This window comes from Micromonospora sp. NPDC049903, assembly GCF_044460945.1.
GTDB lineage: Bacteria > Actinomycetota > Actinomycetes > Mycobacteriales > Micromonosporaceae > Micromonospora.
Genome location: NZ_JBITKL010000004.1, coordinates 174,736 through 186,554 on the forward strand (window position 1 = coordinate 174,736; position 11,819 = coordinate 186,554).

10 protein-coding genes are annotated in these 11,819 nt (G+C 71.0%); 4 read left to right on the forward strand and 6 right to left on the reverse strand.

All coding sequences use genetic code 11. From position 1 onward, the window contains the following. Positions 1–4 precede the first annotated feature (4 nt). Entirely contained in the window at positions 5–328 is a 324-nt protein-coding gene (trxA, locus tag ACIBO1_RS10455; protein WP_117228228.1) for a thioredoxin, read from the forward strand. A gap of 208 nt (positions 329–536) precedes the next feature. Then, positions 537–1,703, forward strand: a complete 1,167-nt coding sequence (locus tag ACIBO1_RS10460) for an N-acetylmuramoyl-L-alanine amidase (protein ID WP_396743726.1) — start codon at positions 537–539, stop codon at positions 1,701–1,703. Positions 1,704–1,718: 15 nt separating this feature from the next. On the opposite strand, the gene ACIBO1_RS10465 is transcribed toward ACIBO1_RS10460, so the two are convergent. Further along, entirely contained in the window at positions 1,719–2,384 is a 666-nt protein-coding gene (locus ACIBO1_RS10465; protein ID WP_131052118.1) for a GNAT family N-acetyltransferase, read from the reverse strand. Between the two features lie 291 nt (positions 2,385–2,675). On the opposite strand from ACIBO1_RS10465, the gene ACIBO1_RS10470 reads away from it, so the two are divergent. Then, entirely contained in the window at positions 2,676–3,989 is a 1,314-nt protein-coding gene (locus tag ACIBO1_RS10470) for a PLP-dependent aminotransferase family protein (RefSeq protein ID WP_396743730.1), read from the forward strand. Between the two features lie 8 nt (positions 3,990–3,997). Then, a complete protein-coding gene (locus ACIBO1_RS10475) occupies positions 3,998–4,987 on the forward strand; it encodes a D-alanine--D-alanine ligase (protein ID WP_396743733.1) in 990 nt (329 codons plus the stop codon). Between the two features lie 103 nt (positions 4,988–5,090). Here the strand turns inward: ACIBO1_RS10475 and ACIBO1_RS10480 are convergent, their stop codons facing one another. From ACIBO1_RS10480 to ACIBO1_RS10500, 5 genes are all read right to left on the reverse strand, one after another. Further along, positions 5,091–6,086, reverse strand: a complete 996-nt coding sequence (locus tag ACIBO1_RS10480) for a hypothetical protein (protein WP_396743736.1) — start codon at positions 6,084–6,086, stop codon at positions 5,091–5,093. Positions 6,087–7,693: 1,607 nt separating this feature from the next. Then, on the reverse strand, positions 7,694–8,710 hold the full coding sequence (locus ACIBO1_RS10485) for a ParB/RepB/Spo0J family partition protein (protein ID WP_396743739.1): 1,017 nt from the start codon (positions 8,708–8,710) through the stop codon (positions 7,694–7,696). 27 nt (positions 8,711–8,737) lie between these two features. Then, positions 8,738–9,799, reverse strand: a complete 1,062-nt coding sequence (locus ACIBO1_RS10490) for an AAA family ATPase (RefSeq protein WP_396744179.1) — start codon at positions 9,797–9,799, stop codon at positions 8,738–8,740. A 554-nt stretch (positions 9,800–10,353) separates the two neighbouring features. Then, entirely contained in the window at positions 10,354–11,052 is a 699-nt protein-coding gene (gene rsmG / locus ACIBO1_RS10495; protein WP_396743742.1) for a 16S rRNA (guanine(527)-N(7))-methyltransferase RsmG, read from the reverse strand. A gap of 126 nt (positions 11,053–11,178) precedes the next feature. Beyond that, positions 11,179–11,766 carry a protein jag gene (locus ACIBO1_RS10500; protein ID WP_396743745.1) on the reverse strand — a complete coding sequence of 196 codons (588 nt, stop codon included), beginning with the start codon at positions 11,764–11,766 and terminating at the stop codon, positions 11,179–11,181. Positions 11,767–11,819 lie beyond the last annotated feature (53 nt).

The window sequence follows — 11,819 nt, forward strand, 5'->3', positions numbered from 1 at the left end:
CACAGTGGGAGCAACCAAGTCGGTTACCGACGCTAGTTTCGCCGCAGACGTACTCAAGTCTGACAAGCCGGTCCTGGTGGATTTCTGGGCCGAGTGGTGCGCGCCGTGCCGCAAGGTGTCGCCCTTGCTGGAGGAGATCGCCGGCGAGATGGGCGACCAGGTCAGCATCGTCAAGCTCAACATCGACGAGAACCCGGAGACCGCCCGCGCCTACCGGGTGATGTCGGTGCCGACGCTCACCGTCTTCAAGAACGGCGAGCCGGTGCAGTCGATCGCGGGTGCCAAGCCCAAGGGCGAGCTGGTCAAGCTGATCGAATCGGCGCTCTGACCCCAGCAGCATGATCGCCGACCCCGCCCCGGGACAGCCGGGGCGGGGTCGGCGCGTTTTTCCCCGCCCGCACCCGCACCCAACGCCCAACGCCTAACCTCGAACTCGGGGGCCGCCGGACGCCGGTGAGCACCTGGGTCCCCGTCGCACTGCCACGCGTGCCGACACAGGACCCGGTTAGCCACCGATCGTGCAGAGGGGGCCGAACGTGCGTCCGATCCGTCCCGGGGACCGGGGACCCGCCGTGATCGAGATCCGAGCGGTGCTGACCAGCCTCGACCTTCTCTCCAAGGCGACCGGTCCGTTCAGCGACGTGTTCGACGCCGCCACCGAGCGGGCGGTACGAGCGTTCCAACAGTCCCGTGGGCTCAGCGTCGACGGTCGGGTCGGTGCCGAGACCTGGCGGGCGCTCGACGCGGCCCGCTGGCGCCTCGGCGCCCGCACCCTCTATCACGCCGTCCCGGTGCCGCTCACCGGCGAAGACGTCCGGTCGTTGCAGGAACGCCTGCTGGAGATGGGGTACGACACCGGCCGCGCCGACGCCATCTACGGCATCCGCACCTCGCGGGCGGTGGCCCAGTTCCAGCGCGAGATGGGGCTGGCACCGGACGGGACCTGCGGCCCGCAGACCATGGACGCGCTGCGGCGACTCGGCCGCAAGGTGGTCGGCGGCCGCCCGCAGTGGCTCCGCGAGTCCGACGCGATCCGGCAGTCCGGGCCGACCCTGGTCGGTCGCACCGTGGTCATCGACCCGGGCCACGGCGGCACCGACCCGGGCGTCGTGGTTCCGGACGGCCCACTGCGCTGGACCGAGGCGGACCTGGTGCACGACCTGGCAAGCCGGCTCGAAGGGCGACTCGCCGCATCCGGCGTACGGGTGCAGCTCACCCGGGGCCCGGCGTCGGAGACCTGCCTGCCCGACATCGACCGGGCGCAACTGGCCAACTCGCTCGGCGCGGACGTGTTCATCTCGCTGCACGTCGACGGGCACGCCAACCCGGAGGCCGAGGGCGTCGCCACGTACCACTACGGCACCGACAACGGGGTGACGTCGGCGACCGGGGAACGGCTGGCCGGGCTGGTCCAGCGGGAGATCGTCGCGCGTACCGGGCTGCGGGACTGCCGTACCCACGCGAAGGCGTGGGACCTGCTGCGGATCACCCGGATGCCGGCGGTACGCGTCGAGGTCTGCTACCTCACCTCACCGGCCGACCGGGCACGGCTGATCGATCCCCGGTTCCGGGACCGGCTGGTCGAGGCGATCGTGGCGGCGGTGCAACGGATGTACCTGCCGATCGAGCGGGACGTGCCGACCGGCTCGATCGACGTGAGCGAACTGCGGGCGGCGGTCGCCGCAGGCACCGTCGTCGACTGACCGCCCGCTGCTGCCTCAGCCCGCCGTGGAGCGGGTGGCCGGTGCGGGTCGGACCGGACGCAGCAGCGACTCCGGGCTCATCGAGCCGAGCAGCTTCTCCAACGCGTACTCGACGTCCGACTTCCAGCTCAACGCCGTCCGCAACTCCAGCCGCAGACGCGGGTAGCGGGGGTGCGGTCGGACGGTCTTGAAGCCCACCGAGAGGAAGAAGTCGGCGGGTGCGACGCAGGCCCCGGCGGGATCGGCGGCGTCACCGAACTTGGCGTCGCCGAACGCCTCGATCGCCTTGATGCCCCGCTTGGTCAGGTCGCGGGCGACCCCCTGCACCAGCATCCGACCCAACCCGCCACCAGCGAAGGCCGGCACCACGTTCGCGGTGGTCAGCAGCGCCGCGTCGGCCGACACCGGTGAGGTCGGGAAGGCCATCGAGCGCGGCACGTAGGCCGGTGGGGCGTACATGACGAAACCGGCGGGCATGCCGTCGACGTAGATCAGCTTGCCGCAGGAACCCCACTCCAGCAGCGTCTGGGAGACCCACGCCTCCTTCTCCAGCCCCGGGTCACCCGCCGCGCAGGCGCGATCGGCGGAAACCGGATCAAGCTCCCAGTAGACGCACTGCCGGCACGGACGGGGCAGGTCCTCCAGCGTGTCCAGGGTCAGACTGACCAGACGTCGCGACATTGGCGCTTCCCCACACTAGGCTCGGACTCGGGACCGACCCGGACGGCTCCGCCGCATCCCCGCCCCCGACGAGCGATCGTACGCCGCCGATCGGCGACGCGGGAGGGGACGCGCAAATGCCCTCCTCAGGCACGGTCGACACCGGTCCGGCATGTGGACGCGCGGTAATCGAGGGCGCTCCTGACGGTGTATGGCGGCTACCATCGACACTCGGCGCGCCGTGTCGCCATGGTCGCCGGTGTCCTGGGTATCCCGGGACGGGAGCTGTCCGAGCAGCATCGAGGTGATGTCATGACCGGCACGACACTCGACGACTACACCGACCGGTACGCGCGCCGGGTGCGGGGCATGACCGCCTCGGAGATCCGCGCACTGTTCGCGGTCGCCAGCCGTCCGGAGGTGGTCTCGCTCGCCGGCGGCGCCCCGTACATCGCCGCGCTCCCGTTGGACGCCGTCGGCGAGATGCTCGGCCGGCTCGCCGCCGAGCACGGCACCACCAGCCTCCAGTACGGCATCGGCCAGGGCACGCTGGAGCTGCGCGAACGGATCTGCGAGGTGATGGCCCTCTCCGGGATCGACGCGGCCTGTGGCGCGTCGCCGGAGGACGTGGTGGTGACGGTCGGCGGCCAGCAGGCGCTCGACCTGGTGGCCCGGCTCTTCCTCGACCCGGGTGACGTGGTGCTCGCCGAGGGGCCGACCTACGTCGGCGCGCTCGGAGTGTTCCAGGCCGCCCAGGCACAGGTCGTGCACGTACCGATGGACGACGACGGCCTGATCCCCGAGGCGTTGGAGATCGCCATCGCCGAGCAGGCCCGGGCCGGGCGGCGGGTGAAGTTCCTCTACACCATCCCCACCTACCAGAACCCGGCCGGCGTGACGCTGAGTGAGGAGCGCCGGGAGCGGGTCCTCGACATCTGCGAGCGCGCGGGCCTGCTCGTGATCGAGGACGACCCGTACGGCCAGTTGGGTTTCGAGAGCGAGGCGCCGGCACCGCTGCGCGCACGCCGCCGGGACGGGGTCTTCTACCTCAGCACGTTCTCCAAGACGTTCGCCCCGGGGTTGCGGGTCGGTTGGATCCTCGCCCCGCACGCCGTGCGCGACAAGCTGGTCATCGCCAGCGAGGCGCAGATCCTCTGCCCCAGCGCGTACGCACAGGCCGCCGTGAGCACCTACCTGAGCACCATGCCGTGGCGCGAGCAGTTGAAGGTCTACCGGGAGGTCTACCGGGAGCGGCGGGACGCGATGCTGGCCTCCCTGGCGGACCTGATGCCGGCCGGGACGAGTTGGACCGTCCCCGGTGGCGGTCTCTTCGTCTGGGCGACGCTGCCCGAGGGCCTGGACTCGAAGGCGATGATGCCCCGGGCGATCGCCGCCCGGGTGGCGTACGTGCCGGGCACCGGCTTCTACGCCGACGGCACCGGCAACGGCCACATGCGGCTCAACTTCTCGTTCCCGCCCCCGGAGCGGATCCGCGAGGGGGTCCGTCGGCTGGCCAGCGTGATGGAGCAGGACATCGCCATGCGGCGGGTGTTCGGGGCGGTCGGCGCGCCGGACGCGCGGCGCGGTCGGGCCGGCTCCGACACCCCGGGTCCCGACTTGGCATGATGCCCGGCATGGGTGCCACCGCTGCCAGAGAATCCGCCGTGTCCGGTCCCGCCACCACCGACCTCCGCGTCCTCGTGCTCGCCGGTGGCCTGTCGTACGAACGGGACGTGTCGCTGCGTTCCGGCCGCCGGGTGCTCGACGCGCTGCGGTCCGTCGGGATGGAGGCCGAGCTGCGGGACGCGGACGTGGCCCTGCTGCCCGCGTTGGACTCCGACCCACCGGACGCCGTGGTGATCGCCTTGCACGGCGCCACCGGCGAGGACGGCTCACTGCGCGGCGTCCTCGACCTCTGCGGTGTGCCGTACGTCGGGTGTGACTCCCGCGCCTCCCGACTCGCCTGGGACAAGCCGTCGGCCAAGACGGTGCTGCGCGAGGCCGGAATCGCCACTCCGGACTGGGTGGCGCTGCCGCACGACCGGTTCAGCGAGTTGGGCGCGGTGGCCGTGCTGGACCGTATCGTCGCCCGGCTCGGACTGCCGCTGATGGTGAAGCCCGCGCAGGGCGGCTCCGGCCTGGGCGCCGCCGTGGTGCGGGACGCCGCGTCCCTGCCGGCCGCCATGGTCGGTTGTTTCGCGTACGACTCGACCGCGCTCGTCGAGCGGTACGTGGCCGGCATGGACGTCGCGGTCTCCGTCATCGACCTGGGCGACGGCCCGCAGGCCCTGCCACCGGTCGAGATCGTGCCCCGCAACGGGGTCTACGACTACGCCGCCCGCTACACCGCCGGCCGGACCACCTGGCACACACCGGCTCGGCTGGACGCGTCGGTGGCCGACGCGGTGGCGGAGGTGGCGCTGGCCGCCCACACCGCACTCGGTCTGCGGGACCTCAGCCGCGTCGACCTGATCGTCGACCTGGCCGGGCAGCCGCACGTACTGGAGGTCAACGTCTCCCCGGGGATGACCGAGACGTCGCTGCTGCCGCTCGCGGTGCAGGCCGCCGGACTGGACTTCGGCCAGGTGATCGCCGACCTCGTCGCCCGAGCCGCCACCCGCTGAGCGCCTCCTGGCGGCTCCGGCGACTCCGTCGGCACCCTCACCCCCCTGCTGATCAGCCGTACGGCCGTTCACCGCCCGCTGGACGCTGTTGCCGGGCGAGGGGTCACTGTGCCGGGCGGGTGCCTTCCCCACCGGGGCCCGCTGCTGCCGTCCCCGTGGCGGTGGACGACTCCACCGAGGTCGCCTCGGCACCCGTCTCGCGGGGCTCCTGCTTCGCCACCGGGCGCTCCGCGGCCGGATCGTCGGCCGCAGCCGACGGCTCAGCTTCCTGGTCGTCAGCGTCCTTGTCCTCGGCGGGTTCGTCCGCGACGCCCGTCGCCTCCCCGTCCGAATCCTCGACGGCCTGCTCCGGGAGCGTGGTGCCGGGCGGACCGCTCGGCCGTTCGGCCGGAGACTCGTCGTCGGCGAGCGGAACGTCCGGCGGTTCGGCCGTCTCGCCGATGGCGTCCAGGAGCGACCCGCCCTCGCTCGGCTGGGTCTTCTCGGGGGGTGCCGCCTGAGCGGCGAGGCTGGACGGTGCCTGCCACTGGATCCGGGGTGGCTCGGCCAACGGCCGACCCCCGAACTCCGCGAGCCAGGCGGCGACCAGCGCCAGGTTCTCCCGCCACTTGTCCTCGGAGATGGGCGGCAGGATCGAGTCCCAGAGAGAAAGGAACGTGCCGCGCAGTTGGAGCCGCCCGTACGGTCGGGCGAGGAACCAGAGGTGCAGGTGCGCCGACCCGTCGCCCCAGCGGTTGACGTGCACCCGGGCCACCCCATCGAGCGAGCGGATGGCGCGCTCCAGGCGCACCGTCATCACCCCCAGCTCGGCCGCGAGCAGGTTGGGCAGGTCGCCGAGATCGAGGTGCGAGCGGGACTCCAGGATGAGGACCATCGGCAGGCCCGTAGGACGGTCCATCGCCCGTACGCGCCACCTCTCACCCACCCAGATGTACGCCTCGTCGGGTGCCTGGCATGCGGTGCATTCACGATGCGCCTCGCCCTTACGGGGCGGCTCCACCGCGACCGGTTCGTCGAGTCGCTTGACTTGCAGGTCACCTTCGAAGGGGAATGACGGCCACTGGGTGAAATCCGGGACTGAGGGAGGGGTGTCGTGCACGAGGCTGACCCTAACCGAGTACGGCACCAGTGTCCCTACCCGAAGCATGTTCGATTCCGCAGCGGCTCGGATCGCGGGACAGCAGCCCACCCTCCCACTTTCCCCAGAGTTATCCACAGGCTTGCACCTCGACGTGTGGCCATCGTCATCCCCAGTTCGACAAGGGTTTTCGGCCTCTGTTTCACGTGAAACAGAGGCCGACCTGTGGAAAACCGGTGTGGATAACTTTCTGGCCGCTGGCGACCTCTGCCGCTGCCGCTCGTTTCACGTGAAACGGCGGTGTCAGCGGGCCGGTTCGATCGGCTCGGCTCCGAGTCGGACGGCACTCTCCGGGCCCGAATCCGCCACGTGAGCGGATCCCTCCGACCTTGAACCCGCCGCCCTACCCCGTCTCACAGCGGCCCTTCCTCCAGGGCGGCAACGGGGTAGTCGTCGTTGATGCCGCTTTCGCGGTAGGTGGCAACGCCCGGCTGCGGCCGACCTACCGACAGTCGGCGGCCGGTTCCCACGCTCCCTACCGCACCGAGTTCGCTCCCCATGGCGGATTCTGTGCCGGAGCGCATAGCCGCTTGGCGCGCCCGCTTTGCGATCAGGCCGGGCTCGCCCGCAGTGCCTAGGCACCGGGCGGTGGGGCATGCGGTCGAAGCCCCTCGCTCTTCAGGTTCGCGGCCCAACTGAACGCCGTCGGCCTGATTCGCGGATGCCAGACATGCCGTCGACGCGCTGCGGGCGGGATCCACTGGCGACGGGCTTTACCCCGGACCCAGTCGAGGCCGCCGGATCGCCATGCCGCGACGGAGTCGCCACTTCCCGTCCTTGGCCGCAATCAGCGTGTGAGCCGCAGATGGAAACGGCGACACCCACGCGGTGCCCAGACTGACGAAGTCGGATTGCACCGGCCCGTTTCACGTGAAATGGGCCGGTCGAGCGGAGCGTTGCCGGACATCACCGGGTCGACTGTGGCGGATACCGGAGGGGCAGGAGTGTTTCGTGGAAGAGTCGCATCGCCACCCGCACCTGGCGTACTCGCGCTCGACTCGGGCGGCAGCAGCACCTTCAGTAGGCGGCAGGAGGAGCCTCGTACCCTCCGCCGCCCGTACCCCCGGTTTCGAACTTCTCAGGTCGTCCAGGCGCCGGACGGGTCCGCGCTGGCGGCAAGTGCCTCCGCACCTCCGCCGCGAGCCCTACCACCCGCGAGCCTTCCCGTCCGCGTACCTCCCTGCCGCGAACGGGAGGCCGTCCGCCTCGGCCCGAGGCCCCACCCACGACGCGGCCCCTCCGCTCCCGCCTCCTCCTGCCACGAACCTTCCGCTCGCGCAAACCCCCGCCGCGAGCCCTTCCGCTCGCGCTCCACCGGCCTCGGACTATTGCGGTCGCCGAGTTTGCGCCGCGTCGAACGCCGCCAGCCCGGGAGGCCGCTCCTCCAGAGCGCTGAGCGGCCCGTGAGCGCCTCATGCGACGCAGTGCGTCGACAGGCTAGGGGACACCGATCTCGCGACCTCAGGCGGCTCTCAGGCGGCGTTATCGAGTGGGCCGTGCCGGTCGTCTGGGCAACGACAACGGCCGCGCCCTCTCGGGACACGGCCGTTGGTCGGAACGAGGATGGCTCAGTCCTGTGCTTCCTCGGCCTCGACCCCGATGATGCCGACGATCCGCTCCAGGTCGTCGACCGTGGCGAACTCGATCGTGATCTTGCCCTTGCTCCGCCCGATGTCGACCTTCACTCGGGTGTCGAACCGATCCGAGAGACGGTCCGCGAGGTCGTTCAGAGCAGGTGCGACGGGCTTCGGCCGGCGCTTGGCCGCCTCCTTCGTGCTGGGGCCTTCGCTGAGCGCCAGCGCGACGATCTCTTCGGTGGCGCGGACCGACAGCCCTTCGGCGACGATCCGCAGCGCGAGCTGTTCCTGCGTCTCCGCGTCCTCCAGGCTCAGCAGCGCCCGGGCGTGACCAGCGGAGAGCACTCCGGCAGCCACTCGCCGCTGCACCTGGGCCGGAAGGTTGAGCAGGCGGATGGTGTTCGAGATCTGCGGCCGGCTGCGCCCGATACGGCGAGCCAGTTCCTCGTGCGTGGCCCCGAACTCCTCCAGAAGCTGCTGATAGGCGGCCGCCTCTTCCAACGGGTTGAGGTTGGCGCGGTGGATGTTCTCCAGCAGGGCGTCGCGCAGCATCGCGTCGTCGCGGGTGTCCCGGACGATCGCCGGGATGCTCTCCCGACCGACGGCCTGGGCGGCTCGCCACCGCCGCTCGCCCATGACGAGTTCGAACTTCTCGTCGTCGAGCTGCCGCACCACGATCGGCTGGAGGAAGCCCACCTCCTGGATCGAGGTCTTCAGCTCCTCCAGCGCCTCCTCGTCGAAGACCTGCCGAGGTTGCTTCGGGTTGGGCACGATCGAGTCGACCGAGATCTCGGCGAACCGGGCGCCGGGCACCGGGCTGAGGACCGGGTCGGGAGTGACCGCGGGAAGCGGCGCTTCCGGTACGAGCGGCGCGGGTGCCTCCGGCGCTCCGACGGCGGCTCCATTCGTGATGACGCCGGCACCGGCACCATCCGGCTCCTGTACCGGACCGGTCGGGATGAGTGCCCCAAGGCCCCGCCCCAGACCGCCCCGAGGACGGTTCTTCATGCCACGCCTCCCAGCGCCTCTTCCGCACTACGCATTCCGGCTCACCGGCTCCTTGACGCCACGCTCGGCGATCTCCTGGGCGGCCTCGAAGTAACTCGTCGCCCCCCGCGATCCGGGATCGTAAGTCACCACCGACTGGCCGTAGCTGGGTGCCTCGGAGACACGTACGTTGCGCGGGATCACCGCCTGGAGCACCTTGTCGCCGAAGTGGTTCCGGACGTCCTGCTCGACCGCGTCAGCCAGGCGGGTACGCCGGTCGTACATGGTGAGCAGAATCGTGGAGACCTCGAGCTGCGGGTTGAGGTGCTGACGGACCAGGTTGATGTTGTTGATGAGCTGGTTCAGCCCTTCGAGCGCGTAGTACTCGCACTGGATCGGGATGAGCACCTCCTGAGCCGCGACCAACGCGTTCACGGTCAACAGGCCGAGCGAGGGCGGGCAGTCGATGAAGACGTAGTCGAAGTGGCCGGGGTAGGCGGTGATCGCACGGGCGAGCCGCGACTCACGGGCCACCACCGAAACCAACTCGATCTCCGCACCGGCCAGGTCGATGGTGGCCGGTACGCACCAGAGGTTGGGGATGCCCTCGACCGCCTGGGCCACGTCCTCCAGGGGGACGGAGTTGATCAGACAGTCGTAGACGTCCGGCACGCCGGTGTGGTGCGGCACGTTCAGCCCCGTGGAGGCGTTGCCCTGCGGATCGAGATCGACCACGAGCACCCGGTTGCCGTGCAGGGCCAGGGCCACTGCAAGGTTCACCGTCGTCGTGGTCTTACCTACGCCGCCCTTCTGGTTCGCGACGCACATGACCCGGGTCCGGTCCGGCCGAGGCATGGTCACCTCGCCACTGGGGTTCAGGATCTGCACGGCGCGCATCGCCTCCATTGCCAACGGTGGATCATCCTCTTCGCGCGTCGGGGTTTCACGTGAAACGTACGCGGCCCCGGTGTCGGCCGGCTCGTAGGGCCCGGCCGAAGGGCCAGGCGTGTCGGGGGCCGGACGGGGATCGGGCACCACTCCAGGGGCCGCTTGATATGTCGCCGCCTCGAACCGCGTGGCGGCCGAGGTGTTGCGGCGGATCGGGATCACACGTGCGTCAGGGGTGGCGTTCACGGGTCGACCGGTCCCGTCCGACGCGTCCCGGCCGGACGAGAACTCCGGACTCGGTGACCACGGTACGCCAGACGTCGGCCTGTCCCGCATGGACTCCGGCGGGTCCTGCGCGCTCCCCTGGGAGCGCCAGCTCGGGTAGTCGGTTTCACGTGAAACAGGGTCGCCCGCTGACCCGGTCACGCGCGGATCGTCGTACCTGCCGTCGTCATGCACCTGTCATCCCTGCCCGCTTCGGATGGTCGGTCTGCACCCGTCATCCGGGCCTCTCGCGCTGTCCTCGCAGAGGTACCGCCCGGCGGGAGCGGCCGGCCTTCGGGGAGACCCATCGCCGCCCGCTCCACACTATCGACGCGCGGTCAGCCTACGGCGCATGGGCGTGGCGGGTCCACGTCGGGTTCGCAACCCGCCGGTCAGGATGACGCGATCCGGGACAGGTAGCGGCCTCACGGAGGTGTTCGATCAGCGCTGTCCGGCCGGAGGGTTAGGAAGGGACCCTTCCTATGCACGAGGCGTTAGAAAGGGGCCCTTCCTTACATCCGGCGGCGGGATTTCTTGGAGGTGCGCTTGGCCGGCGGGGCGATCACCCGTTCACGGACGACCTCGACCACAGTGGTCGGTGGCGTGATGACGTCCTCGCCACAGCGGCGCAGCACCGGCTCCCCGCCGCCGAGGCGGTGGACCGCCCGGGCGTGCTCGGCGATCTCGTCGGCGGCCGAGGCGCCCTTGAGTGCGATCAGGCGTCCGCCCGGCGCGGCCAGCGGCAGGCACCAACCGGCGAGCCGGTCCAGCGGCGCGACCGCCCGGGCGGTGACCACGTCACTGGGAAGCAGTTCCGGTTCGGCGACCGCCTCGTCGGCCCGTCCCCGGAACACCCGCACCGAGGCGGTCAGACCCAGCGACTCCACGGCCTCGTCGAGGAAGACGGTGCGCCGGGCCAGTGGCTCGACAAGCGTCACGGTGAGGTCGGGGCGGGCGATGGCGAGCACCAGACCGGGCAGACCGGCCCCCGATCCGACGTCGACCACCGTCGCACCCTGCGGGATCAGTTCGCCGACGACGGCGCAGTTCAGCAGGTGACGGTCCCAGATCCTGGGTGTCTCGCGCGGGCCGATCAGTCCTCTTACCACGCCGTCGGTGGCCAGTAGTTCGGCGTAGGCGGCGGCGAGGTCGAGCCGGTCACCGAACAGGCGCCGGGCCGCCTCGGCCAGTTCGGGCGGCAGCACCGCCACCGCAGGGTCGGTACCGTCGGCTGCGGCCGGGGACGGGTGGGGCCGGGGCGGAACAGCCGCCGGCCCGGGCGGCGTACCACCCGGGCCGGACGGGGAAACGCCCCTGGCGTCGTCTGCGGTCACCCGTCAGCCTGCGGGCTGAACGACGATACGACGGTTCGGCTCGACGCCCTCGGACTCGCTCTCCACGCCGTCGATCGCGTTCACCACGTCGTGGACGCACTTGCGCTCGAAGGCCGACATGGGCTCCAGGCGTACCGCTTCGCCGTGCTCCTTGACCTTCTCGACCGCGTTGCGCGCCACTGCGGCGAGTTCCTTGCGCCGGTTGGCCCGGTAGCCGCCCACGTCGAGCAGCAGTCGGCTCGGCGAGCCGGTCTGCCGGAAGACGGCGAGCCGGGCCAGTTCCTGGAGTGCCTCCAGGGTGGCGCCGCGCTGGCCGACCAGGTTCTGCAGCCGGCCGCCGACGACCTCCACCACCGGACGGCCGCCCGACACCAGCTCGTCGATGTCGCCGTCGTAGTCGAGGATGTCGAGCAGCCCTTCGACGTAGTCGGCTGCGATTTCGCTCTGCCGGAAGAGGTCGCCCTCACCGGCGGCCTTGCTCGGCGCCTTCTCGGCGTCGGTCTCCTCCGGCTCGCCGTCGACCGGAGCCGCCGCCGTCGGCTCCTCGTCGTCCAGGGGCTGGTCGGCGCGGGGGATGCTGGTGTCGGTCACGGTGTCATCTCCGTACTCACTCGGCCGGACCTCGGGTCCGCTGGTTCCCCGCG

Coding starts and splice junctions, on each gene's coding strand:
- ACIBO1_RS10475 (WP_396743733.1), top strand. CDS start 3,998: ATGGGTGCCACCGCTGCCAGAGAATCCGCCGTGTCCGGTCCCGCCACC.
- ACIBO1_RS10470 (WP_396743730.1), top strand. CDS start 2,676: ATGACCGGCACGACACTCGACGACTACACCGACCGGTACGCGCGCCGG.
- ACIBO1_RS10465 (WP_131052118.1), bottom strand. CDS start 2,384: ATGTCGCGACGTCTGGTCAGTCTGACCCTGGACACGCTGGAGGACCTG.
- ACIBO1_RS10485 (WP_396743739.1), bottom strand. CDS start 8,710: ATGAAGAACCGTCCTCGGGGCGGTCTGGGGCGGGGCCTTGGGGCACTC.